Source organism: Halobacillus litoralis (assembly GCF_009856415.1).
GTDB classification, from domain to species: domain Bacteria; phylum Bacillota; class Bacilli; order Bacillales; family Halobacillaceae; genus Halobacillus; species Halobacillus litoralis_C.
On the sequence record NZ_WMEZ01000001.1, the window covers coordinates 484,436 to 507,903 of the forward strand.

Consider the following 23,468-nt stretch of genomic DNA (forward strand, 5'->3'; position numbering starts at 1 on the left):
GGGAAACCCTTCCACTTTATTCTGTATTGAAGTTTTGGGTGCCGAAGTCTGTGATTTTTGTCGTTACATCGACTTTGAAATCCACTTCAGGAAAGATTTCGTTCCATTCTTTTTCATGATCTTCCCAGTACTTCGGTTCATGAATGTGGACCCATTTGGATACATTGAGAAAATCGATTTCGTATTCCTGCTGGGCGAGTTTTAGTACGCGTTCCACTTTTCCTTGGATGACGTTGTTCGCTGCCTCTTCAATATCCTTTTTCCATCCTTTTTTATATACATTTCTCCCTGTCCCCCAGTCTTCCGCTAAGACCGTGGATGTCTCAATTTTAATGGTCATTTCCAGTTGATCTTTGCTCGCTTTTGTCTTGAACATTGTTTTTGAACCTTTAATTTCAAGAACGATTGGACCATCCTCAATTTCTTCTTCATCTAAATCTATAAAACCACCTTGCACCGTGTTTTGCATATACCTTATGCCTTCCATATCCTCAATATCGATCCAACCTACATAATTAGAACTCTCCGCGTCGATGATCCCAGCACCCGATGCTTTGATCTTTCCTTCATTCAATGCAATGCCAGGAATTAGAAAGCTTTTCATTTCGGAAATCAATTGGGACACATCACCGATCGTTAGATTTGTTGGATTTTTATTGTTTTTATTGGAATTTTCACTGAGGGATTTGATTTGTATGGACGGAAAAAATTCCTTTGCTGGTTCAGTACTAAGGATATCAAGAACAGGGTCTCTGGTCAGGAACACAGGTGTCGTCCTCCTGAATTCATGGTCACGGATGAACAGGTCGATCACTTTGTCGGCCCGTTCTTTTTCTAATAAATCTGTAGAGGCCAGGATCGATTTCAAGTGCGTGTAATTGGGAGGACGGTTGCTTTCCAATGAGTTGTTCCTTATGATTTCAAAAAATGTCTTACCGGATTGCGAAATGTTCTGGTAAGGGACGCTTTGCTGTGAGGTGCTTTGCTGTGACGGAATCTTTCCTGGAACGACATACTGGTTGATCATCGTCAGTTCATCCTTCTCTTCGTCGACATCCAGGCCCATGCCCGTGATGATTCCCACATCCTCGATTTCTTTGATATCCCAACAGCCAGTCAATACGAATAGCATCACTAAACCTGAGAAGATGATTTTACGTGGCATACGTATTCCCCCTGATCAAGGATACAATCAGTAGTAGAGCGGGTAAGACGACAATGGCTGTAACGGAAATCAGCTGGATTTGCGTCGAGTAATGGAAAACTTCCGTCAGTCCTTCAGGAAATAAGCTCAAAGCAAAAATGGATACACCCGCAATCGGTAAGAACCACCGTCTTGGTGTAAACATATTTTTCAAGCCCAAAGTCAATGTGTACATATAAGCGGTGAAGGAAGTGAAAGCTGTCGTCAACCATCCGAAGATAAAGATCAATTCAAACCGTTCGAAAAAGAAACCTTGAAATTCGATGCTCTTGGCCATTTCTATCGTTGGGAACGTGATTTCTTTCAGCTCTTCCACTCCTAGAACTCCAATGGAGATGATATGGAAAACCACATAGATGAGGGCGGTCAAGCCGATACTCGTCCACATCGTGATCAGCAGATTTTTGGCTTTCTTCTTTTTGATCAATTTGGCGAAGATCAGTAAAAGCTCCATACCTAAAAAAGAGAAGAAGGTGATTTGTGCTCCCCTGATCGTTGACCAAATGTTATTTTGCAGGATGGGGCGAACGTTATTGATATCAAGGTTTTTGATACTCAATAAACAAAGCACGATGAACATGACCATCATGATCGGAAAATAGAGTTGGAAAAACCGGACGATATCCCCGGCCCCGTTATAGATCAAATACATGCTGACGAGAAGAAAGGAACCCACCACGATATACAATGGTGTCGTATCGAGCAGGTAGTTTTTGATAATTCCCCCGATGATTCTGAGTATATAGGCAGCAACGATAAGGCTGTAGACCGTGAAGTATAAGTTAAAGAGGAAGCCTATGAATTTCCCCATTATCGTTGAACTCATCTCGAAAAAAGTGAGTCCGGGATAACGGACAGCCAGGGCTACATAAATGCAGGAAACGATGGAAACGGCGATGGCACCGAAAATGATGCTCAGCCACAGGTCTTGAGAATTTACCATCTTGGCTAGATCACGGGGCATGAGGATGATGCCGATTCCGATCATCGATGATATGAATACGACGACAAGCTGCAGCATAGTCAGTTGTTTCAAATCACTCAATGCGTCCGCCTCCTTTTTTCAACTTGAATCGAATCAAGGAATCTTTCCAACGCTTCACGTAAAAAGGTGTGAAAGGTTCCAAGTATGGAACAGAGAAGCTTTGCAGATGAACAAGGTGAATACTGACGACAAAGATAGCCAAAATCAATCCATATATGCCTAGAAATGCGGCGGCAAACAGCATGACGAAACTGATCGTTCTGAGCGCCAGGCTTAACGCATAATCGGCAATGGTAAATGAACAGATGGCCGCGAACGAAACGACGATGACCATCAAAGGGCTGACGATCCCTGCGGTAACAGCCGCTTCACCGAGGACGATCGCTCCGACAATACTGACGGCAGGTCCGATCGGTTTGGGTAATCGGATGCCCGCTTCCCTCAAGGTTTCAATGGTCAATTGCATGATCAACGCTTCCATGAACGATGGGATCGGTACACCTTCACGGGTTTTAGCGATGGAGATGGCTAGATCTGTTGGTATCAAACCATGATGGTAGGAAATCAAAGAAATATAAACCGAAGGAAGCATGACGGATAAAAAAGCAGCCATGAACCGCATTAATCGGATAAGGGATGCCGGGATCCACTTGAAGTTGTAGTCATCAGCCTGTTGAAAAAGGCTGTTCAACGTTGTCGGAGCGAGCAAAACAGAAGGGGAACCTTCAACGAAAACCGCTACTTTCCCTTCTACAAGCGCGCTGGCTACTTTTGTCGGTCTTTCGGTTTCCTGTATCTCAGGAAACAGCGAGTAGTTGTTCTTTTCCAGCAATTGCTCCATCACTCCACCATCCGGTATGTAATCTTCCTGGACAGCCTGGATCCTTGCTCGTACGTCCTTCAACAGTTCCTCATTGACCGTACGATCGACATAAGCGATGGATACATTGGTAAAGGAGCGGGTGCCGATGGTGAATTCTTCAAACTTCAAATCCGTTGTACGCAAGTGGACACGCAAGAGAGCGATATTTTGTTCCAGTGATTCGATAAAGCCATCGCGTGACCCACGCAGGGTCATCTCCGATACAGGTTCCTGGATGGAGCGGTACGCGAATTGTGCGGTGTCGATCGCATACACCGTCTGTTGTTCGATCAACAGTGTGTAACCATCGAGCAGATATTGGTCGACGTCGTTTTTGTTCTCCAGTTGCAGCAAAGGCTCTGCTGAAAAGGCATGTGGAAGAGGATTCTCTTTGTGTTTCCACTCTTGTAATGGAAGAAGAATCGCATCCTGCACTTGTTTCATATCCGTGATGGCAGGTATGTAGATGACGTGGACGGGGTGATCCTCAAGCTCCATTTTCTTGATGGTCACATGGTGGTTTTTCTGTTTTTCACGAAGGATTTGGTCGATGTTCAACGTTTGATCCATGTGCTCACCCCACATCCGCAGTTTTTTTTATTATGTACTATTTTCCTTTATTTACACAAACGTAATATTGTTCATTTAGTGTATATTTACACATTTATTTGTGGTACCATATCCATAGAAAAGGAGAGGAGAATGGATATGAGGAAAAGAAAGATAGCCGCCTGGGTTTTTACGATTGTCTTTGGATTGGTGGGATGGTTTGTTTATGGACTTGCTCGTATATTGTCCACTGGGAATGAATACATATACATCGGTTTCCTATGCATCGCCATTGGTTTATCGGTGAATTACTTTATTTTGAACTTACATAAGAAGGTCGCCAAGACGTGGACGTGGGTCATGATGGTTGTGGTATTCATCGTTCCTTCTGTCGTCTATGGGAGTTATGACTGGTATATACGAAGCATTGAAATTGCCAGCGCTGAAGTCGATCTTTCCACTTATCAACCGTACAAGGAAGGGGCGGACCTCGCTCGTCTAGAAAAACCTGCTACTCTTCAATTGAAAGAAAATCTTCCGGAGTTAGATGGAGCGACCGCTTTATACCCTGTCTATGCAGCGTTCGCTGAAGCCGTTTATCCAGAAGGCTCCTATGTACATGATGATCGCAGTGAAAGTCCTGTTACTGTCTCGAAAACGAACGGAGCTTTTCAGCGGTTATCAAGGTTTCAAGTGAACATCATCTTCACCGCTGGACCTTCGGATGAACAGAAGCAGGCCTTGAAACAAATGGAGAAAACAGCCATAGGGAAGGAAGCTTTCGTATTTTTTGTACATAAGGATAATCCGGTTGATTCTTTAACATTGAACGAGCTGAGAGGGATTTATTCCGGTGAAATCAAGAATTGGAAAGACGTTGGCGGAAGAGATCAAAAAATTATCGCCTTTCAACGGCCGGAAGGAAGCGGCAGTCAAACAGGACTGGAAAACATGATGGGGGAAACACCCATCATGGACCCGCCCAAAGACCAAAGGGTCGACGGAATGGGTGGGGTGATTGAAAAAGCTTCGGATTACAGGAATTATCGCAACAGCATTGGGTTCAGTTATCGGTTTTTCGCCACGAAGATGGTGGAAGGACATAACATCAAGCTGTTGAATATCAATGGCATCGTACCAAGTGTTTATCATATCAAAAGCGGGGACTATCCTCTGACGGAAAACTTTTATGCGATTACGAATGGCACGAAAAATCCCCACGTCGAACCGTTGATCGAGTGGATTCTGTCGAGGCAGGGGCAGAGACTGATTGAAGAGACAGGATATATCCCTGTTAAAGGAACCAACCTTCCCGAAGAGTAAGCCACTCTTTGAGGAAACGAGTTTCTTCTGCATTTTGTGGATGTTATTTCATTACATGGATTCTCATCAACCTTCACAAAATAGGGGAGAAGGGAGGTCTTCCGACATGGGTGAAAAAGCGAAAAACAAAAGCAAGAAAGACCTGAATGCACTTCGTCGTGAAAAAGGGGAAAAGAACGGTACGGGCAAACAAGACCCTTATCGTTAAGGATGATAAAAACGCCTGCTTCCCATTGGAAGCAGGCGTTCCTTTTTTATACCGTTTGTGGTCGATCTTCAATCGTATCATTCAGCTTCCTGAATTTATTCTTGATGACGGATGTATCTGCAAAAAGATCATGTATTCCCTGGTGGCGTTTTGTGAACGCAACAACCAGATAAGGAATTCCGAGGATTGCCATGCTGATGTAACGACCGATGCATTCACGGAAGATGATCTGACCGTTGGACAAAGCTTCTCCTTTGAATGAAACGACAGACAAACCTAAGATCATTTTTCCTAGCGTAGCGCGGAAAAACTTCGTCATCAAAATGAAGTAAGCGAAAAAGATGATCGATGTCGTAATATTTGCTGCGCTGAACATGGGTACCCAAAGTTGGGCGTCTTCCAGATTCAAGAGTCGCAGCAATGGCCGGGTCACTATGGTATTGACACTCCAAATGACAATCAAGTCGATGATGTAGGCAAGGAATCTTGAACCGAATCCTGCGTACAGCAGTTTTTGGAGGTCGCTTTTCTGATGATGGATCAACGATGAAAGCTGACCATCGTTTTCGTTATGATTGGTGTCATCCATACCGTTCCCTCCTTAATCTGTGTACATATACATCATGCGTGGTCCTTGGCGCTTGTTCATCAATTCTTCGATGTAACGGATTTCACTATTCGGCATCAAGCTTTCAGCAAGCGGCAGGTTGAAAAAGGACCCCATGGTATTTTTGTATTGGAACACCTGCGGGTCGCCACCGATTTCTTTCTTGAGTGCCTTCAATGTGTCTTCACGGAATCCGATGTCGTCTACCAGTCCGTTCTCCACCGCTTGCTTTCCAGAGTAGATCCGGCCGTCAGCGAGTTCTTTCACGCGGCTTTCCTGCATATCTCGTCCCTCGACTATGACATCGACGAACTGCTGGTAGGACTCATCGACAAGCGTTTGGAGGATCTCTCTGTCCGCTTCGGTCATTTCCTTCGTCGGACTCATGATATCTTTGAACTCCCCACTCTTGATGGTGTTGAATTTCACTCCATACTCATTGGCAAGTTCCTGATAATTGATGCTTTCCATGATGACACCCAAGGAACCTGTGAACGTATCATTACTCGCAAAAATACGGTCAGCTGGGGCAGAAACATAATACCCGCCGGAAGCGGCCATGTTCCCCATGGACACGTAAATCGTCTTTCCAGCTTCTTTTACTTCAAGCAATTTGTCATGGATTTCAGCACTTTCATAGACACCGCCCCCTGGGGAATTGACATATAGGTGCACCCCTTTGATGGAGGTATCTTTTTTGATCGCTTCTAGTTTTTTCATAAAGCGATCATGCTGATAGCCGCCGCCCCCGAAAGGATTCGGGTTCGTGCTCGGGTTGTCGATGATGGCCCCTTCGAGGTTCAACTCTACAATCCGTTTGCTTCCGGACCCTCGTTCGACGACTTTTTCTTCTAAATTCTCATTGCTTGCGAAGAGCCCCATCGTCTCATTCTCCGCTTCTTCACCGGTAAAGACCGTTCCGATCAGCTGGACGACAAGAGCGAGAATCAAAATCGTGGCTGCAATGATACTTGCCGTTATTCTTTTGCTCATATGTAAACTCCTTTCTGTCTGTTGTTCAGGATACAACCATACCATAAGGCTATGGTTCAAGGATATGAAATGAACCTTCGAATGTTTCTGAACACCTTTTCTACGAATGAGGGTTTGTAAGGTTTCAAATTTGATGATTTTTTTATAAGATCTTTATCCGTTGTAAATTTCGCATAGTTCCTTTAGGAAACGGGTAGAGAAGGGGAGGAGGGATAGACATTGAGTCGGAATAAATTAAGAATCATCATCATTACCATCATCATTGTATTTTTAGTTGGACTTGTTGGATTATCCATTCGAATGGCCCTGCAGCCGAAGGCGATCGATGGAAAAAGGACGGAAGTGGTTTCCGTCCTTCAATCCGGGTTCACGTGCACCAGTTGGAATCTCTCGCAAACGAGGTCCATGTCTTCGCTGTATTCATAACCGATTTCTTCCGCTTCGTTCTTGTAAAATTTTTTATGAACCTCTAACCAGTGTTGATAAGAAAGGTCACCTTCTCCTTCCGCCCGAGCGAATTCCTCGGTTACTTCGTTAAAAGGAATCACTTCCACTTCTGTCGTCCTGATGATAGCGGCAGGTTCATCTTCTCCATTTAAGATGATGTTATATTCTCCGACTTCGGGGAGCGCTTCGTTTTCCACCTCATACGCTTGACGCGCCGAGCATGTGGCTGTTTTGATCCCGTCCATGACGAGTCTTGCCATTCGGTCAGGGGCGGTGCCAAAAGACCACGCTTTGACGTTATCCGGTTTTTCTTTTCCTTTCCAATAGGAATCCCAGTACTCTTTCGCCTGTTCGTTCATGTGTGAACACTCCTTTTCCAAATCTGCTGGACTTTTCATTTACTTACATTATGGGATGTTATAATGGATTCCATGCACATTTCCATGCTCAGAAGGGAGGAGTTCCTTGTATCACGCCAGGCCACCGCGATGGGTTGTACCTTTCTTTGCCCCTATTTTCATCGCTGACATACGGGAGCAGGAAATCAACCTCTACACGTTTTTAACGATCGCTATTGTTCTGCTTATTCTTGGTCTTTCGTATCAATTGAAGGTGGATCAAACCATTCACTTCCACGTATGCTTCTTTCAATTTAAGGTTATAGAAAAAAGTGTACCACCCGCGGACATACATACAATTGTTTTCAGAGATGCCGGCTGGGGCACGCCTTCCGCATCCATCAAAATGAAGAAAGGCTTTCCGATTCGGGTGGTAAACTTTGATTCGGTGGAAGTCTTAGCCGATTTTGAAGATTTCGCCGAGCGCTACCAGATCAGAAGGGAAGAAAGGAAATATTACAGAACGGTTTATGACATGAAAAAGAGTAAAGAAAAGCAAGGCGCCTCATAATGAATAAAGAGGAGAATGTTCATGAAGAAATGGCTGATCGCAGCAGGAATCCTATCCATCATAATCTCCGCTGGGATCATGGTCCTGGTGCTGACGGGGGAGAACGTTTCTGTGGGGGCGAGTAAAGTCTATAAGGATGGGGAACTTTCTGTAAAGATTCGTTCATTGAAAGGACGGTATGTGATGGATACATATACCGTAGAATCAGACAGGAATGTCTCGATTCCGTACACGTCTTCCATAAAGGAGGGAGATGTGACGCTTGAGATTACGAAGGATGGAGAAGCGATTTTTGCAGAAACTCTGCCACATAACCAGGAAAGTGACTTTAAATTGCCTATGGAAGAAGGCTCTTATACTTTTTCCCTTCATACAGAGCAGGCAGAAGAGATTGATTTGACTTTGAAGCTCTCGGGAGAATAGCAGCGGATTTCCATATTATTGACGGGAATATTAAGATTCATTTACATCTCTTCGACAATCCGCCTGCACCGGTGTATTTTCCATTAAAATAGGGCATGCGACACGTAACATACATCAAAGGAGATACCGACGATGAACGTTGAACAGATTTTAAAATTACTCAATCAAAAAACGAAAAAGAATATAAATCCCCATTCGCTCATCACCGGTGTCACAGACGACTCGCGGGAGGTTGAGGAAGGTTATGTCTTCGTAGCCGTCAGAGGTTATCAAGTCGACGGTCATGACTTTATTGAAGAAGCGATCGACAAAGGGGCGTCTGTGGTCGTCACGGAAGAAGAAGTGGAGCACGATGGTGCGGTTTGTCTGCAAACGGAAAACAGCAGGAAAGCGCTGGGGCAGATCGCGACAGCTTTTTATGGACATCCTTCTGACGATAAAATCGTGATCGGTGTGACGGGGACGAATGGGAAAACGACGACATCCCATATGATTAAACACCTTTGTGAAAAGAACGGCTATTCCTGTGGGATGTTCGGAACCATCGATTATATGGTCAATGATAAAGTCGTACCGGGTATACAGACGACACCGAGCGCTCCATTGCTGCAAAAGCTTCTCTTTGAAAGCAAGGATGATGTCGTCGTGATGGAGGTCTCCTCCCATGGGTTGGCACAGTACCGCCTGGAGGGGGTCGCCTTCGACTATGCAGTATTCACCAATTTATATAAAGATCATTTGGATTACCATGACTCAATGGAGTCGTATTTCGAAGCGAAATCGAAGCTTTTCCATATGTTGAAACCCGGAGGAACGTCTGTCATCAACACAGATGATCCCTGGGGTGAAAAACTGGCAAAGCTTGTTGAGGAAAGAGACACGTCCGTTTGTAAGGTCGGCCATCATTTGGAAAATGAGCTCATCCTAAAGGATATCGATACCGATGATTTTACTGCTTGCATTCATTACGGCGAAGAAAACAGGAAAGTAACTTCTCCGCTCAAGGGTACCCACAATGTCTACAACACCTTGGAGGCGTTTGCTGTCGGGCTTCAGCTCGGATTTTCATTTTCTGACATGGAAAAGGCGATGACTTCCTTGCCTGGCATCCGCGGCCGCTTCGAGCTCATCGAATTGGAAGGTGGACCGACCGTCGTCATCGATTATGCGCATACGGCAGACAGCATCGAACATGTACTGGATACGGCCAGACAACAAGGGGCCGCATCACTGACCCATGTCTTCGGTTTTCGTGGGGACAGGGACATCTCGAAAAGGGGAGAAATGATTGGTGCCTCCGCTATACGAGCAGACCATTACATCCTCACGCTTGATGACTTGAATACGGCCACATTCGATGAAATGGTATCCACGCTCGAAGACCTGCAGAAAGAATTCGGCGACTCCTCGGGCAGAATCATCCCCGACCGGACGCTCGCCATTGAAGAAGCGATCGTGAACAGCGAAGCAGGAGATTGGGTAATCATTACTGGTAAAGGCCATGAGAGTTACCAGCAGGATTACCATTACCCTGTGAGCTCCGACAAGGAAATGGTAGAAGATATGAAACGGAAGTTGAAGTCAGTGGAAAAAGATATGATGGCATGAACCTGCTTTTAATGGCAGGTTCTTTTTTTATTCCATTGAAAACCTTTTCAAATCCCAGCTGAATCAATGCAACTCTTTACCACCCCTTGCACCTTATGAAGGAACTCTGGACTCTTTTAGAGAAAGGTACAAGGGAAAACCAAAAAGGATGTGAGTGAATGGGGAAAGAGGTATTGATCGTCATTGATGTGCAGAAGGCCGTCATGGAAAACGCGTATCAATGCGAAGAGAAAATCACGAATATGAATCGAGCGATCCACCGGGCGAGAGAAAAGCAGATTCCAGTGATCTACGTTCAGCATGAATACCCTGAGGGTCCAATGAAACGTGGCGCCGAGGGGTGGCAGCTGCATCCAGATTTGGAGAAGCCGTTGGAACAAGATGCCGTGATTTTTAAAATGGTGCCGAACGCTTTTGTAAATTCATCGCTTAAGAAAACGCTTGATCGAGTGGGAGCGGATCATCTCTTTATATGTGGAGCGCAGACGGACTATTGTGTTGACTCGACTTCGCGAGGAGCGTTTGATCATGGTTACCGTGTTACATTGATTTCCGATGCTCATACCACTTGTTCGAACGAGCATTTAACTGCCGCTCAAATCATTGATCACACACAATATACATTAACGAACTTTTGGAGTGAAACGGCAACAATTGATTTGAAGTCTTCCCACGAGCTTGGCTGGGAGAAAGTGAAATAACCATAAAAACCGAGACCGTTTTTATGGTTTTGTGACACGATAGCTGCCAAACGATCCGGGATAAGAAAGGAGCAGAATCCATGTGGAAGGGAAATTCTCTGATTGATGTGCTGAACATTGATTATCCAATCATTCAGGCAGGCATGGCGGGGGGAGTAACGACACCCGAACTGGTTTCAGCGGTTTCGAATACTGGAGCGCTGGGGAATTTGGGGGCAGGGTATATGACCCCTGAGGCTATGGTCCAAAGTGTGAAGGAAATCAAGCGAATCACAAACCGGACCTTCGGTGTGAACGTTTTTGTCCCTCAAAACCCTCAAGCGACAGAGGAAGAAATAGCCGAGGCGAACAAGTGGTTAGAACCTTACCGCAACGAGCTAGGGATCGAACAAGAACCGACGCCTGAGCAGGACGTTGCTCTTTTTGAAAAACAAATCGAAGGACTGATGACGGAACAAGTTCCCGTCGTGAGTTTCACCTTCGGGGTGCCGACGCGTGAAGTGATCAAGGATTTGAAAAAAGAGGAGATCGTTGTGATCGGTACGGCTACCACGGTGGAAGAAGCAATCATCAACGAAGAGTATGGAATGGATATGGTTGTCGCACAAGGAAGTGAAGCGGGCGGTCATAGAGGGACTTTTTCCGGCGCTTTCGATGATGCCATGATCGGTACGATGTCGCTCGTGCCTCAGGTGGTCGACCACGTGAAGATTCCTGTCATTGCGGCCGGTGGAATCATGGATGGGCGTGGGATCAAGGCTGCCCTCGCCCTGGGAGCTCAAGCCGCCCAGCTTGGAACAGCTTTTGTCACTTGTAAGGAGAGTGGTGCGAAAGTTCAACATAAAGAGGCGATTTTGAATACAAAGGAAACGGAAACCGTTGTCACTTCTGTTTTCAGCGGGAAGCCAGCAAGAGGAATTCGGAATTCTTTTATCGAGAAAATGGAAAACGGGGAAGGTCATCATCTTTTAGCATATCCTCTACAAAACACGCTCACAAAAGACATAAGAAAGGAAGCGGCCAGTCAAAACCGTCCTGAATATATGTCGCTGTGGTCAGGGCAGAGCCCCCGATTAAGCACGAGCCAATCCGCTTCTTCCATTGTGGAGTCGATTGTTTTTGACCTGGAAAACGAAAAAATGTAACAGATCCTGGCCTCATTCATTGCTGTTTGCAGCGGAAAGATAAGTTAAGCTAGAGATCATGGTGAGAACCTGCATGTGTGGCAGGTTCTTTTTTAGTTCAGGATTTAGGCTGTAGCAAAAGTAGAAGGAATGGAGACTTGGAGTGATTTTTTATCATGTATGTAGAAGATTTCCATTTCTGCGTGGAATTCAGGAATCGAATGATAAGAAAGCAGAACGGGAGGGGGATAACATGCTTGAAATATTTCAAGTTCATATGACGCCGTTTAAAGAAAAGAGAAAAGTACGTGTTTATCTACCTGAAGGGTACAATCCAAATGATAAAAAACGTTACCCTGTCATCTATATACATGATGGCCAGAACGTGTTTCGGGATTCTGATGCAATCGGTGGCATCTCATTATCATTGGAAGACTACTTAGATGAGAATCGTTTGAAAGTCATTGTTGTAGCAATCGATCAGAACCCAGAAGAGAGAATCAATGAATACTGTCCTTGGATCAATGGGGCCTACAGTGAACGAATGCTGGGGTATCCATGTAAACTAGGAGGTAAGGGGAAGCAATATATCGATTTCATTACGAAAGAGCTTAAGCCTTTCATTGATCGTAAATACCACACTTTAACAGAGGATACATCCATGGTGGGAATATCCTTAGGTGGTCTGGTTTCTGTTTATGCCGCATGTAAATACCCGCAAATCTATAAAAATGTCGTGGGTTTCTCTTCAGCTTTTTGGCGGAACCAGGAACAAATAGAAGAGCTGATTAAAAAATCGGACCTTTCATCAATCCATAGTCTTTACTTGGATTGGGGGGATCGAGAGGGGAAAGATGAAGAAATTAACAAAAGGTTCTATACTTCAAACGAGAGAGTTGCCCGTATATTAAAAGAAAAGGTAACCGACTTTACATGTTCCGTCATCAGTGGCGGTACGCATCATTATACGTCGTTTAAAAGCAGGGTACCTCAAATATTTTCTAGTATTCAAGGAATTCTTTGAAGCCTCGTAGCGATTGTCCAAAAGGCAGTTCACCCGTTTTTTCCACTCCCAACCATTCGTTATGATCCCAATCAAGCCGGTGATCGTACGTATGTAAGCTACAAAAAGTGGGACATCCTGAAGTTCAGCTGTAAATAAACCGGAATAGGCCGACCATGAATATTAAAAAGCTGCTGATCACACTTGTACTCTTTTGAGAAGGGGTTTTGATGAAATGTTTTCCCTTGACGATTCAGCTAATAAGTAATACTATATAATGGTAATAAGTATTACTTAGTATTAGTGCTGAAAGATTTATACAACGGAATACTCCGAAGTACAAACGACAAAGGTAGGTAAAAATGGGAAACTTCAGAGAAATGATGAAAGGGGTGCTTGAAGGTTGTGTGCTTGAGATCATCAGTCGTGGTGAAACCTATGGCTATGAAATCACACAACAGCTACGAAAACTCGGCTTCACGGATGTAGTCGAAGGCACCGTTTATACGATTACCATGCGACTTGAGAAAAACAACCTTGTGGACATTGAGAAAAAGCCGTCCACTATGGGACCACCTAGGAAATTTTACACACTCAACGCTGCAGGGCAGGAGCATCTTCAAACCTTTTGGGGCAAATGGGAATTCGTCTCAAGCAAAATTAACGAACTGAAAAACGAAAAGTAAAGGAGAGATAAGATGAGCATTTTTGAAAAAATTATTGGGAGTCTGGATGACAAGCGGGAATGGAGAGCGATGGAGGCACGCGCGAAGGCGCTCCCAAGTGAGTACCATAACGCTTACAAAGCCATCCAAAAGTATATGTGGACCACCGGCGGTCCTACAGACTGGAAGGATACAAAACGGATCTTTGACGGTATTCTTGATCTCTTCGAACAGGGGGCTGCAGAAAACAGGAAAGTCACTGATCTTACTGGTGATGATGTGGCCGCTTTCTGTGACGACCTGTTAGAGGATGAGAAAACTTGGAAAGATAAGTATCGAACAAGGTTAAACGATACGGTGGGCCGTGGCTAGGGAAATATGAGTCCTATTCAATCATGCAGATTTAGGGAAAATAAATTCGATCAACTTTATTGACTCCGGTGATGGTTATCAATGAGAATACAACCTTCCGTTTTATTTTTACTTTGGTAGTAAGTTATACAGAATATCAGTCTTACAAACTAGTGTGTGGTCTGGATTGAAAAAGCATTCATGAAGCACTCCACCGCATCAAAAAGTGACTAAACCTGGGTCTTTGCCCATTCAGCCAATTGCCTTCGGTGATCTACGTTAAAAAACGGGAGAGTTAATTCTCCCGTTTTTTCCACTTCCACCCATTCGTTATGACCCCAACCAAGCCTGTTATCGTAAGTATGTAAGCTACAAAAAGTGGTATATCTTGAAGTTCAGCTGTGAATAACCGGAATATGCCGACCATGAATATTAAAAAGCTGCTGATCAGTGCAATGCCTATTTTCATATCTTGATTCATAGGATTTCCTCCCTTTCTTTCCTTACTAGATTAACATATATACTTGGATTGGTTCATGCTATAGTAAAGGTGATTGATTTTTCTGAATCTGTGAAGGTGGTGGAAGAATGAAAGAAGAAAGCTTATTTCAACAAATGCGTTTTGTCAGGAAGAGAAGTCTTGCCGCGCTTGATGCTACGACAGAAGAGGTAGCGGATGCAAAACCAGAAGGGTTTTTGAATAACATCCGTTGGAACTTTGGGCATATTTTCGTTTCTCAGGAAAACTTGCTAGCTCGGTTTACAGGGGAAGAAGCCTTTATACCAGAAGGATATATCCAACTATTCAATGGAGGAACATCGCCAGACGAATGGCCGGAAGAGGTCCCGCGTCTGTCTGATCTTAGAAAAGAGCTGGAGTCTCAAACCGAGCGTTTGATTCAAACGTACGAGGGACGCTTATCGGAAGAAGGGGAAAAGCCTTTTGACCTTGGCGGGGGGATCGTCTTCCGGACGTTGGATGAAGTGTTGAATTTCACCATCTGGCACGAAGGTCTACATCAAGGAACGATATCTGCCATGAAAAGGGCCCAGGGTGTCGAAAATTTATTCTGATGATACATAAGGCGATTGAGAAACTAACACGGACAGGCAATGGCGTCGTCCTTGGTGTGTTTTTAGTCTCGCTGCTCTCTGAAAAATCCTTTGATTTGTCCTTTGTGTTTTATTTTCTCATCGGTTATTTCATCATAGAAATCATTCGGATACTCCCAGATGGGAAGGAGGTAGATTGATGGAACGAGCTGGATTTTGGAGCCGGTTTTTCGCCTTGATTTTGGATGGACTCATCATTACGGTTCCTATGAATCTCTTATGGTCTCTGTATCAGGGAGATTGGAGCACGGATGTAACGGACGGATGGTTATGGCAGGTCATTTACGTGGGTTATTTGACCGTACTTCCTGTGATATGGAGCGGGTATGTCGTAGGGAAAAGGATACTGACAATCAAAATCAGGAAAGAAGGAGATCAGCCTGTAGGGCTATTCCAGATGTTCATTAGAGAAGTCATCGGTAAATTTCTCCTCGGCGTGATTACATTCGGAATCGCTTCTGTTGTGAGTGCTTTTATGATCGCTTTTAGAAAAGACAAACGAGCCATTCACGATCTGCTTGCTCAAACCTATGTGAAAAACATCCCCTGAAAAGTCGATGGAACCTCCCATCGACTTTTCCTATTCATCCCCATAACTCCAGTCACAACCTCTTATAAAAAATATCAGTTTCGAGACATTTGGTGAGTGGATGGTGGCTGCGGAGAATGGCTCGCTTTCCGCGGGAGCGCGGTGAGCCTCCTCGGACTGCGTCCTGTGGGGTCTCACCCTGCACTTTTTTCCCGCAGGAGTCTCGCCATTCCCCTCCGCCCCTTTGCCATATTAGTATCTCGAAACCGCTGAATAAGCAGCTTTTCAGCATGAGGGAGGTGGTGGAATTAAGATAACCAGCCCAGGAATACCGTTTGTGAGAGTTTGATATAGCACTTTTCATCGATAAATCAGTGGTTATGGCAGACGCTTCATCCATGTAGGTGGGTTCGTTTCTCTCCTATACTGAATGGGTTGGTTGGGAAGCTGCAAGACTCCCGTGGGCGATGGAGCTAGACGAGTAGCTTCCCAGCCACCCTGACCCTCAACATAGCAACGAACCTCGGAAAACATCTCGAAATTTTTAAAAGGGAAGTTTAGATGGTTCTAAATGGAATGAATAAAATGAGGTGGACTCTAGTACGCTCTAATAGAAGGTTGAAGGGGGTACTTTATGCATAAATGGAAGAGTCGTTCGCCGCTAGGTCAATTGCCGGCATTTAAAAAGGATCCACTCGCATTTCTGATGGAAATGGAAGAGACACAGAAACCCGTCACAAGGTTCAGGTTTGCTCATCGACCGATGTTCATGTTGATGCATCCGGCCTTGATTCAGGAGGTGCTCGTAAGAAAAGCGGACTCCTTTTACAAGTCCAAACCTTTTCAGGAATTGGAACCACTACTAGGGAAAGGCTTGTTATTGAGTGAAGGGCAGCTTCATAAACAACAACGTCGCAAAATACAGCCTTTTTTTACTCCAAAGCATATTCAGCGCTATTGTGAAACGATGGGGAGAGTCGTTACAGACCATACCTCTCTCTGGAAGGATGGAGAGCGGTTGATTTCTGAAGATATTAGAAGTATCACGCTCAAGATCATTACAGAAACGATGTTCGGTACAGAGGTGAGAGCGGACCATGATAAAGTTGGGCAGCAGCTGGATACCGCGATGGAAATCGCCACCGAGAGGATCCGTAGTGTTTTTAAATCGCCACGTTCATGGAAAACGGTTCGGAACAAGCTGTTCGATGATGCGGTCGATAAGTTGGACGAGGTGGTTTATTCGATTATCCATCAGCCTCACGCCTCCGGAGAACACCTTCTCAGCGTCATGAAGGAGGCTGAAGATGCAGAAGGGAATAAAATGGATGCCAGGCAGCTCCGTGATGAAGTGATGACCGTGTTTCTCGCCGGCCATGAAACGACAGCGTCCGCATTGATATGGACGCTCCAATTACTCATGAAGCACCCCGACTGTTATCAGAAAGTCGAAAGCGAAATCGAACAAACCCTTTCAAGCGATACTCCTTCCGTCGAGGAAACGGGGAACCTTTTATATACGAAAAAAGTGATTCTTGAAAGTATGCGCTTGTATCCTCCAGCATGGATGTTTGGCAGGCGTGCCAAAGAAGATGTGAACATTGGATCCACCTTCATCAAAAAAGGAGCGACTGTGATGGTCAGTCCTTACCTGATGCATCGGCACCGAAGGTATATCGATTATCCCGACGAGTTTCTGCCTGAACGTTTTGAGGATGGCCGACTTCTCGGAGGGCCTGATTATTTATATCTGCCATTCGGTGGTGGGCCGCGTGTTTGCATCGGACAGCACTTCGCCATGCTTGAGATGCTGGTCATCCTCTCGTCTCTTATTAAATCGTACACGTTTGCGCCTTCTTCTGACGCTTTTCCTGTCAAGGCAGAGCCTTTGGTCACGCTTCGGATGAAGCATGGCCTGAAAGTTCAATTATCGAAAAAAGGAGCAGGCAACAGCTGAGCTTTTATTTCCTGTACCCTGCCTTTCTGTTCATGTACAATAACAACAGATGAAATGACAGGGATAGAAGGTGTTCGTATGAAAACAATCATTATTGGAGCAGGGATATTAGGGGCGTCGACGGCGTACCATCTCGCGAAAAAAGGGGAAGAAGTGATCGTCATCGATCGGAATGATCCGGAACAGGCGACGCGCAATGCGGCAGGAATCGTCTGTCCGTGGCTGACGAACAGAAGCAACAAAGTTTGGTATCCTCTCGTCACAGGTGGGGCGAAATATTACCCTGCTTTAATGGAGGAACTTGCTGAAGCTGGGGAAACTCAAACCGGCTATAAGCGGGTGGGAGCAATCAATATATTTGATACGGAAGAAAAATTGGAAAAGAAACGACAGGTTGCTCTTGAAAGGAAAGAGCAAGCTCCGGAAATGGGGGAGATCTCCTGCCTTTCCCCAAAAGAGACGAAAGAGATGTTCCCACCTGTAGCGGAACACTATCGAGCGCTTCACATCTCAGGGGGTGCTCGAGTAAATGGAGCGGAAGTCACCTCCTCACTCATAAGGGCAGCCAAGAAAAATGGAGCGACTTTTATAAGCGGAGAAGCTGCATTCCTTTATGAGAACAAACGTGTCGAAGGCGTCTATGTAAATGGAGAAAAAATCTTTGCTGACCGGATTGTGGTCTCGAATGGGGCATGGACAAAGCCGTTGTTCGAACCGATCGGCATGAGCCCACAGGTCACTTTTGAAAAAGCGCAGATTGTTCATGTAGACATGAGGAATTACGATACGGAGAATTGGCCTGTGATGCTCCCACCGTTCAACCACTATATTCTCACTTTAGGGAAAGGGCGGATCGTCATTGGCGCGACGAAAGAGAAAGTGTCTGACTCCAGAGTCACCGCAGGTTCTGTCCATCAGTTGATGGATAAAGCCCTTCGTGTTGCTCCTGGACTTGCAGACGCCACCTATATTAAAACAAATGTCGGATTCAGGCCTTTCACCCCGGGTTCAACACCAGTCATTGGAAAGGTTCCGGGTCATGAAAACATCGTGGTAGCTAATGGTTTAGGGGCCTCTGGGCTGACGAGCGGTCCTTATATTGGATCTGAGCTTGTCAAGTACTTGTTAGAGGAAGGTACCGAACTCGATTTTACCAACTATACGGCGAATCATTTATTCAAATAGTCATATAAAAAAGGCTCCCTCATCGAATAAGGGAGCCTTTTGTGGTGTTTACGTTTTTCCATTTCTCTAAGACCAAATATTCTCACAAGGAAAGAAGGGATGTGTAAGATTGGTCGTACTTTCATTTAATGGCTTTCTGCTTTTTGATATTCACGCTCTGCTTCTGGTTCATTGACTTGCTCTTCATCCGGCGGATAGGTCCGCTTGACGAAGAAAGCGAGAATCAACCCGGCAAGGGACAATGCCGTGACGATAAAGAATGCGATGTTCACACCATAAATCGAAGGGTGGTCGATCGTCGGATTGCTTTCGGCGGATTGGGCCGTTGTTGTCATCACGGTGACGAGAATCGCTGTACCGACAGAAGCTGCTACCATCCGCATCGTGTTGCTCATCGCAGCCCCGTGGGGGATGAGCTTTTTAGGCAATTGATTCAATCCTGCTGTCGTCACAGGCATCATGACCATTGATAATCCGAACATACGGATCGCGTATAAGACAGTGATCGTCGTGAATGTCGTCTCGATGTTCAAGAATGAAAAGGCAAGCGTTGCTCCTGTAATGATCGTGAGTCCGACAACAGCGAGCAGTCGCGCACCGATTTTGTCAAAAATACGCCCGGTGATCGGTGACATGAATGCTGTGATGACCGCCCCCGGAAGTAAAGCGAGCCCGGATTCAAAAGCAGAGAAATCACGCATGTCCTGCATATACAATGGAATCAAGGTTTCTGCTCCGATCAATCCTAAGAAAGTAATCATGGCGATAACCGTCGTGATGGCAAAGACTGGGTACTTGAAAACGCGGAACTCCAGCATCGGGTGGTGCATCCGTAATTGTCTCCGAATGAACAAGGTCAAGGTTACGGCACCGATGAGCAAGACGGTTACCGTGTCGATGCTCGTCCATCCCTGGTTTCCAGCTAGTGTGAAACCGTATAAAAGTCCTCCGAACCCTATGGAAGATAGGATGATGGAAACTGGATCAACCTTAGGATAGGAGAGTTCGGTAACGTTTTTCAGGATGAAGTAGGCGAGAACAATAATCAAAATGGCCAGAGGTAAGATCATCCAGAACAAATATCTCCACGTATAGGCGGATGTGATATAACCGCTGAGCGCAGGTCCAATCGCTGGTGCGAATGAAATGACGAGTCCGATATATCCCATAGCTGCTCCGCGTTTATGGACGGGGAAAATCATGAGAAAAACCGTCTGCATCAAAGGCAGCATCACCCCTGCTCCAGCGGACTGGACGACCCTTCCTAAAAGGAGGAGGGGGAAATTCAATGCCAGTCCACCAAGAATCGTCCCGAATGCAAAGACACTCATGGCCGATATGAAAAGCTGCCTCGTTGTGAATCGCTCGATAAGGAATGCACTGACAGGGATCATTACACCGTTCACGAGCATGAAAACGGTGGTCAGCCACTGGGCGGAGTTCGCTGTTACATTCATCTCATCCATGATGGGAGGGATGGCTGTAATCATGAGCGTCTGATTTAATATCGTAATAAAGGAACCAGCCAGTAAAAGGGCTGCCATGAGCACTTTGTTGGTGCCTTTGGATGTCATAATGTCGTCCTCCTATGAATCAACTAATATAACATTATACTCCTGGCTGGGATGGAAGAACAACTCATCCAACTCAGTTTACTAGTTTAATATTATGTAAACTTCATTGGTGCTTTTTTCTTCGGAAAAAGAAGATCATGAATAGAGCGGTAAGCCATGACCATCCACTAATAGGGAACAGGAAAACCTCGATGGTATCCTACATCCATCGAGGTTTTCTGTTTTAAAGATTTTTTGAAGATGTTACTTTACATAAGCGCTCACTTCTTAGATTGAAAGAAAATAAAGGGGGAGCTTACAAAAGCTTGAATTTTATGGATTGCTTATTTGTGATGAGTCCTTCATACGGTTGGCGTCCTACAGAATGGTACTCGATGGTTCTACCTTCAAAATCCTCCCGTGCATAACAATTACGCCCATCAAATAGGACGGCTTCCTTCATTGTATTTTCATAGACGTCTAAAGGTAAGTCACTGATGGAAGGCCACTCTGTGCAGATCATCGCAAAGTCGGCACCTGATAACACTTCATGGATGGAATTATTGACTGCACAGTAAGGGATGTTTTTGACGACAGGATCATAAGCGATCGGAATGGACCCGAGTTTTTGGAGGCGTTTGATCAGCGAAATCCCCGGAGATTCACGGATATCATCGGTATTCGGTTTAAAAGCAAGTCCAAGTACCGCAACGTGCTTTCCCTTCAGGCTGCCATAGCGTTTCAATGCTTTATCAATCAAAAGGTTCTTTTGCCTTTCATTCACATCCATGACCGCAGATAGGAGCTTGAAGGGATGACCGGTTTCCTGTGCCACCTGGACCAGAGCTTTGGTGTCTTTTGGGAAACATGAGCCGCCAAACCCGATTCCTGCCCGTAGGAATTGCTCTCCTATGCGACTGTCCATCCCCATTCCTTGGGCCACTTGCTCTATATCTGCACCTAAATCCCCGCAGACAGAAGAGATTTCATTGATGAAACTGATTTTCGTCGCCAAAAAAGCATTGGACGCATATTTGATCATTTCTGCACTTAACGGGTCTGTCTGCAAAAACGGAGTGTTGATTTTACTGTAGATATCTTCAAGGAATCGTCCTGCATTATTGTCTGTAGAGCCGATGACGATGCGGTCACCATAAAAGAAATCATGAAGAGCGGATCCTTCTCTAAGAAACTCTGGATTGGATACGACATGGAACGTCCGTCCAGAATCCGACTGCATCCATTCACGGACTTTCTGATTGGTTCCAGGAGGGACCGTACTTTTGATAATGATCAGTGTTCCATCGTTGATATAGGGGGATAGGTTCTGGACGGCACTCTTTACATAAGAGAGATCCGCCGACCCGTCTTCGTTTTCCGGTGTGCCGACGGCAATGAAAATGGCTTCTGCGTGGTGAACAGCTTTTTTCAGGATGGTCGTGAAACGCAGTCTTTTTTCTAAAAGGTTGGATTTTATCAATGATAAGAGTCCAGGCTCATGGAAAGGACAATGTCCATCGTTCAAGGCGTCTATCCTTTCCTCATCAATATCCACACAAGTGACTTCATGACCGAGGTTCGCAAGACAGGTTCCAGTAACCAAACCGACGTAACCTGTACCGATGACTGTGATTTTTCTCATATTCATCTTCTCCTGTCCCTAGGCGAAAGAGGCGAGCTTCACTTCGCCAATCGCATCTTTGTAATCTCTGAGCAGTTGTTCAAAGATTTCTTCCCATGAACTCTCGAGCGCTTCTTGCCGTGCCTGTTTTCTCATTGATGCCAGCCTTTTTTGATCAGAAAGAAGTTCGATGATTCCCTGGGTGAAAGAGTTATGATCATGCGGTGTACATAACAAGCCTGTTTTTCCATGGTTCACAATCTCGGTTACACCACCGGCGTTTGCGGCGACTACAGGTGTTCCGGAGGATAAGGATTCTAGAACGACGTTACCGAACGTTTCGGTGGCTGAGGGAAAAATGAATAACGTGGAAGAGGCGTAAATGCGAGCAAGACTTTCTCCATCCTGATAACCGGCGAATGTCATGTTCTGAGGGGCAACCGACTGAAGATGATTACGTAAAGGACCGTCTCCTACGATGAGCCAGTGAATGTTTTTATTCATAACGTGAGGGAGGTTTTTGGCCACATTCATGAGGGTGTCGAGTCCTTTTTCCGGTGCGAGTCTTCCGACATAGGTTAATAGGATAGGGGCGTCGATTTTGAAATGCTTTCGTACACGATCATCACTTTGAACAGGGGAAAAGTGATGATGGTCCACACCTCTCTGCCACAGTTCGATCTTGTGGAACCCGTGAAGCTCTAATTCTCTTTTCGTATGAAGGGAAGGGACGAATGTCTTTTTTAAAGGCTGATGGAACCATTGCATATATTTCCAGACAAAAGGGGAGAGGAAAGACAATTTATAATAGTCTAAATATTGATCGAAATGCGTATGATAAGAACCCACGAGCGGAATGTCCATTTTCTTTCCGAAATGGAGCCCCGCGAGACCGAGGTTGAAGGGGGTGGCGATATGAATCAGGTCGGGCTGGAAAACGTCAAGATCTCTTTTGATTTTCATCAAATTAGGAAGAGCCAGACGGCATTCCGGATATAACCAGAAAGGAACACTGTTAAATCTATGAATAGAATCGCCGTACTCTTCATTGCTTCTCACGTCTGGAGCATACACCCTGTAAGGAATGCGTTTCTTATCAAGGTATCCGGTCCATCTTTTTAATGTACGAGCGACTCCATTGACTTGTGGTACATACGTATCTGTGAAAATCGCCACTTTCATTCTTCCATTCCCCCTTTTTAACCGAAGAGCGGTGTGTGTCCTTGTCCTTCGGTACTTATCTATTCGCTGGAAAAAGGGTTTATGCAAGAGAGGGAAGAATGGAACACATCTTTACATGAGCTTGACAAAAAGGAGAGAACGACAAAAAACCTGCCTATGCAGGTTTTGTCAGAAGATTATGGAGGCTGCTACCGGGTTATGTTGGAAAGTATGGCGATGGAATGAAGAGAGTTTCGTGGAAGGCTGTGTATAATTACGCTGATTTTTTTGTAAGAGAGTGTTGGCTGACGGCTTTTAATAGGGTCATCTTGTCTTGGTTTGTCAACTTGTTCCAAATGCCCACTTTAATGTTCATCTTTTGTTTCC

The 23,468-nt window shown here is 45.2% G+C and carries 23 protein-coding genes; 13 read left to right on the forward strand and 10 right to left on the reverse strand.

Going from position 1 to position 23,468, the window contains the following annotated elements; genetic code table 11:
• Nucleotides 1–16 precede the first annotated feature (16 nt).
• From GLV98_RS02630 to GLV98_RS02640, 3 genes are read right to left on the reverse strand one after another with little or no spacing between them, the layout of a single operon-like run.
• Entirely contained in the window at nucleotides 17–1,165 is a 1,149-nt protein-coding gene (locus tag GLV98_RS02630) for a Ger(x)C family spore germination protein (RefSeq protein WP_160911839.1), read from the reverse strand.
• Nucleotides 1,155–2,249 (reverse strand): GerAB/ArcD/ProY family transporter, encoded by a 1,095-nt coding sequence (locus GLV98_RS02635; RefSeq protein ID WP_160911841.1) that lies wholly within the window; start codon nucleotides 2,247–2,249, stop codon nucleotides 1,155–1,157. The genes GLV98_RS02630 and GLV98_RS02635 overlap by 11 nt, the downstream gene beginning before the upstream one ends.
• Entirely contained in the window at nucleotides 2,242–3,621 is a 1,380-nt protein-coding gene (locus GLV98_RS02640) for a spore germination protein (RefSeq protein ID WP_160911843.1), read from the reverse strand. The genes GLV98_RS02635 and GLV98_RS02640 overlap by 8 nt, the downstream gene beginning before the upstream one ends.
• A gap of 138 nt (nucleotides 3,622–3,759) precedes the next feature.
• Here GLV98_RS02640 and GLV98_RS02645 point away from each other — a divergent pair, with 138 nt between their 5' ends.
• Nucleotides 3,760–4,923: a substrate-binding domain-containing protein gene (locus tag GLV98_RS02645; protein WP_160911845.1), complete on the forward strand. Its 1,164-nt coding sequence runs from the start codon at nucleotides 3,760–3,762 to the stop codon at nucleotides 4,921–4,923.
• A 254-nt stretch (nucleotides 4,924–5,177) separates the two neighbouring features.
• On the opposite strand, the gene GLV98_RS02650 is transcribed toward GLV98_RS02645, so the two are convergent.
• The 3 genes from GLV98_RS02650 to GLV98_RS02660 form a co-directional block, all read right to left on the reverse strand.
• Nucleotides 5,178–5,720: an RDD family protein gene (locus GLV98_RS02650; RefSeq protein ID WP_160911847.1), complete on the reverse strand. Its 543-nt coding sequence runs from the start codon at nucleotides 5,718–5,720 to the stop codon at nucleotides 5,178–5,180.
• 12 nt (nucleotides 5,721–5,732) lie between these two features.
• Nucleotides 5,733–6,731, reverse strand: a complete 999-nt coding sequence (gene sppA / locus GLV98_RS02655) for a signal peptide peptidase SppA (RefSeq protein ID WP_160911849.1) — start codon at nucleotides 6,729–6,731, stop codon at nucleotides 5,733–5,735.
• Nucleotides 6,732–7,087: 356 nt separating this feature from the next.
• On the reverse strand, nucleotides 7,088–7,537 hold the full coding sequence (locus GLV98_RS02660) for an ASCH domain-containing protein (protein ID WP_160911851.1): 450 nt from the start codon (nucleotides 7,535–7,537) through the stop codon (nucleotides 7,088–7,090).
• Nucleotides 7,538–7,643: 106 nt separating this feature from the next.
• Here GLV98_RS02660 and GLV98_RS02665 point away from each other — a divergent pair, with 106 nt between their 5' ends.
• The 8 genes from GLV98_RS02665 to GLV98_RS02700 all read left to right on the forward strand — a co-directional run bounded on the left by GLV98_RS02665 (nucleotide 7,644) and on the right by GLV98_RS02700 (nucleotide 13,983).
• Nucleotides 7,644–8,087, forward strand: a complete 444-nt coding sequence (locus GLV98_RS02665) for a hypothetical protein (RefSeq protein WP_160911853.1) — start codon at nucleotides 7,644–7,646, stop codon at nucleotides 8,085–8,087.
• Nucleotides 8,088–8,108: 21 nt separating this feature from the next.
• Complete coding sequence (locus tag GLV98_RS02670; protein ID WP_160911855.1) at nucleotides 8,109–8,510, forward strand: hypothetical protein; 402 nt, start codon at nucleotides 8,109–8,111, stop codon at nucleotides 8,508–8,510.
• Between the two features lie 132 nt (nucleotides 8,511–8,642).
• Entirely contained in the window at nucleotides 8,643–10,118 is a 1,476-nt protein-coding gene (locus GLV98_RS02675; RefSeq protein ID WP_160911857.1) for a UDP-N-acetylmuramoyl-L-alanyl-D-glutamate--2,6-diaminopimelate ligase, read from the forward strand.
• Nucleotides 10,119–10,276: 158 nt separating this feature from the next.
• Nucleotides 10,277–10,819, forward strand: a complete 543-nt coding sequence (locus tag GLV98_RS02680) for a cysteine hydrolase family protein (RefSeq protein WP_160911859.1) — start codon at nucleotides 10,277–10,279, stop codon at nucleotides 10,817–10,819.
• An 80-nt stretch (nucleotides 10,820–10,899) separates the two neighbouring features.
• Entirely contained in the window at nucleotides 10,900–11,964 is a 1,065-nt protein-coding gene (locus GLV98_RS02685; RefSeq protein ID WP_160911861.1) for an NAD(P)H-dependent flavin oxidoreductase, read from the forward strand.
• A gap of 232 nt (nucleotides 11,965–12,196) precedes the next feature.
• Complete coding sequence (locus GLV98_RS02690; protein WP_160911863.1) at nucleotides 12,197–12,967, forward strand: alpha/beta hydrolase; 771 nt, start codon at nucleotides 12,197–12,199, stop codon at nucleotides 12,965–12,967.
• A gap of 341 nt (nucleotides 12,968–13,308) precedes the next feature.
• Nucleotides 13,309–13,632 carry a PadR family transcriptional regulator gene (locus GLV98_RS02695; protein WP_160911865.1) on the forward strand — a complete coding sequence of 108 codons (324 nt, stop codon included), beginning with the start codon at nucleotides 13,309–13,311 and terminating at the stop codon, nucleotides 13,630–13,632.
• A gap of 12 nt (nucleotides 13,633–13,644) precedes the next feature.
• A complete protein-coding gene (locus GLV98_RS02700; protein ID WP_160911867.1) occupies nucleotides 13,645–13,983 on the forward strand; it encodes a DUF1048 domain-containing protein in 339 nt (112 codons plus the stop codon).
• Nucleotides 13,984–14,257: 274 nt separating this feature from the next.
• On the opposite strand, the gene GLV98_RS02705 is transcribed toward GLV98_RS02700, so the two are convergent.
• Entirely contained in the window at nucleotides 14,258–14,443 is a 186-nt protein-coding gene (locus GLV98_RS02705) for a hypothetical protein (protein WP_160911869.1), read from the reverse strand.
• Nucleotides 14,444–14,550: 107 nt separating this feature from the next.
• Here GLV98_RS02705 and GLV98_RS02710 point away from each other — a divergent pair, with 107 nt between their 5' ends.
• From GLV98_RS02710 to GLV98_RS02725, 4 genes are all read left to right on the forward strand, one after another.
• Nucleotides 14,551–15,036 carry a DinB family protein gene (locus GLV98_RS02710; RefSeq protein ID WP_160911871.1) on the forward strand — a complete coding sequence of 162 codons (486 nt, stop codon included), beginning with the start codon at nucleotides 14,551–14,553 and terminating at the stop codon, nucleotides 15,034–15,036.
• A 178-nt stretch (nucleotides 15,037–15,214) separates the two neighbouring features.
• The gene (locus GLV98_RS02715; protein WP_160911873.1) at nucleotides 15,215–15,625 is read left to right on the forward strand and encodes an RDD family protein; all 411 of its coding nucleotides are present in this window, start codon (nucleotides 15,215–15,217) and stop codon (nucleotides 15,623–15,625) included.
• Between the two features lie 613 nt (nucleotides 15,626–16,238).
• Nucleotides 16,239–17,561, forward strand: coding sequence for a cytochrome P450 (locus GLV98_RS02720; RefSeq protein WP_160911875.1), 1,323 nt, complete (start codon nucleotides 16,239–16,241; stop codon nucleotides 17,559–17,561).
• 78 nt (nucleotides 17,562–17,639) lie between these two features.
• Nucleotides 17,640–18,746: an NAD(P)/FAD-dependent oxidoreductase gene (locus tag GLV98_RS02725; RefSeq protein ID WP_160911877.1), complete on the forward strand. Its 1,107-nt coding sequence runs from the start codon at nucleotides 17,640–17,642 to the stop codon at nucleotides 18,744–18,746.
• A gap of 125 nt (nucleotides 18,747–18,871) precedes the next feature.
• Here GLV98_RS02725 and GLV98_RS02730 read toward each other — a convergent pair whose 3' ends face one another.
• The 3 genes from GLV98_RS02730 to GLV98_RS02740 form a co-directional block, all read right to left on the reverse strand.
• Nucleotides 18,872–20,320 (reverse strand): MDR family MFS transporter, encoded by a 1,449-nt coding sequence (locus GLV98_RS02730; protein ID WP_160911879.1) that lies wholly within the window; start codon nucleotides 20,318–20,320, stop codon nucleotides 18,872–18,874.
• Between the two features lie 295 nt (nucleotides 20,321–20,615).
• Nucleotides 20,616–21,941: a UDP-glucose dehydrogenase family protein gene (locus GLV98_RS02735; protein ID WP_160911881.1), complete on the reverse strand. Its 1,326-nt coding sequence runs from the start codon at nucleotides 21,939–21,941 to the stop codon at nucleotides 20,616–20,618.
• Nucleotides 21,942–21,959: 18 nt separating this feature from the next.
• On the reverse strand, nucleotides 21,960–23,102 hold the full coding sequence (locus tag GLV98_RS02740) for a glycosyltransferase family 4 protein (protein WP_160911883.1): 1,143 nt from the start codon (nucleotides 23,100–23,102) through the stop codon (nucleotides 21,960–21,962).
• Nucleotides 23,103–23,468: the final 366 nt, after the last annotated feature.

What these genes read in the sequence shown, in the direction of transcription:
- GLV98_RS02710 (WP_160911871.1), top strand. Translation starts at nt 14,551, where the DNA reads ATGAAAGAAGAAAGCTTATTTCAACAAATGCGTTTTGTCAGGAAGAGA.
- GLV98_RS02675 (WP_160911857.1), top strand. Translation starts at nt 8,643, where the DNA reads ATGAACGTTGAACAGATTTTAAAATTACTCAATCAAAAAACGAAAAAG.
- GLV98_RS02685 (WP_160911861.1), top strand. Translation starts at nt 10,900, where the DNA reads ATGTGGAAGGGAAATTCTCTGATTGATGTGCTGAACATTGATTATCCA.
- GLV98_RS02690 (WP_160911863.1), top strand. Translation starts at nt 12,197, where the DNA reads ATGCTTGAAATATTTCAAGTTCATATGACGCCGTTTAAAGAAAAGAGA.
- GLV98_RS02730 (WP_160911879.1), bottom strand. Translation starts at nt 20,320, where the DNA reads ATGACATCCAAAGGCACCAACAAAGTGCTCATGGCAGCCCTTTTACTG.
- GLV98_RS02650 (WP_160911847.1), bottom strand. Translation starts at nt 5,720, where the DNA reads ATGGATGACACCAATCATAACGAAAACGATGGTCAGCTTTCATCGTTG.
- GLV98_RS02715 (WP_160911873.1), top strand. Translation starts at nt 15,215, where the DNA reads ATGGAACGAGCTGGATTTTGGAGCCGGTTTTTCGCCTTGATTTTGGAT.
- GLV98_RS02735 (WP_160911881.1), bottom strand. Translation starts at nt 21,941, where the DNA reads ATGAGAAAAATCACAGTCATCGGTACAGGTTACGTCGGTTTGGTTACT.
- GLV98_RS02740 (WP_160911883.1), bottom strand. Translation starts at nt 23,102, where the DNA reads ATGAAAGTGGCGATTTTCACAGATACGTATGTACCACAAGTCAATGGA.
- GLV98_RS02695 (WP_160911865.1), top strand. Translation starts at nt 13,309, where the DNA reads ATGGGAAACTTCAGAGAAATGATGAAAGGGGTGCTTGAAGGTTGTGTG.
- GLV98_RS02680 (WP_160911859.1), top strand. Translation starts at nt 10,277, where the DNA reads ATGGGGAAAGAGGTATTGATCGTCATTGATGTGCAGAAGGCCGTCATG.
- GLV98_RS02660 (WP_160911851.1), bottom strand. Translation starts at nt 7,537, where the DNA reads ATGAACGAACAGGCGAAAGAGTACTGGGATTCCTATTGGAAAGGAAAA.
- GLV98_RS02725 (WP_160911877.1), top strand. Translation starts at nt 17,640, where the DNA reads ATGAAAACAATCATTATTGGAGCAGGGATATTAGGGGCGTCGACGGCG.
- GLV98_RS02630 (WP_160911839.1), bottom strand. Translation starts at nt 1,165, where the DNA reads ATGCCACGTAAAATCATCTTCTCAGGTTTAGTGATGCTATTCGTATTG.
- GLV98_RS02645 (WP_160911845.1), top strand. Translation starts at nt 3,760, where the DNA reads ATGAGGAAAAGAAAGATAGCCGCCTGGGTTTTTACGATTGTCTTTGGA.
- sppA (WP_160911849.1), bottom strand. Translation starts at nt 6,731, where the DNA reads ATGAGCAAAAGAATAACGGCAAGTATCATTGCAGCCACGATTTTGATT.
- GLV98_RS02720 (WP_160911875.1), top strand. Translation starts at nt 16,239, where the DNA reads ATGCATAAATGGAAGAGTCGTTCGCCGCTAGGTCAATTGCCGGCATTT.
- GLV98_RS02670 (WP_160911855.1), top strand. Translation starts at nt 8,109, where the DNA reads ATGAAGAAATGGCTGATCGCAGCAGGAATCCTATCCATCATAATCTCC.
- GLV98_RS02700 (WP_160911867.1), top strand. Translation starts at nt 13,645, where the DNA reads ATGAGCATTTTTGAAAAAATTATTGGGAGTCTGGATGACAAGCGGGAA.
- GLV98_RS02705 (WP_160911869.1), bottom strand. Translation starts at nt 14,443, where the DNA reads ATGAATCAAGATATGAAAATAGGCATTGCACTGATCAGCAGCTTTTTA.
- GLV98_RS02640 (WP_160911843.1), bottom strand. Translation starts at nt 3,621, where the DNA reads ATGGATCAAACGTTGAACATCGACCAAATCCTTCGTGAAAAACAGAAA.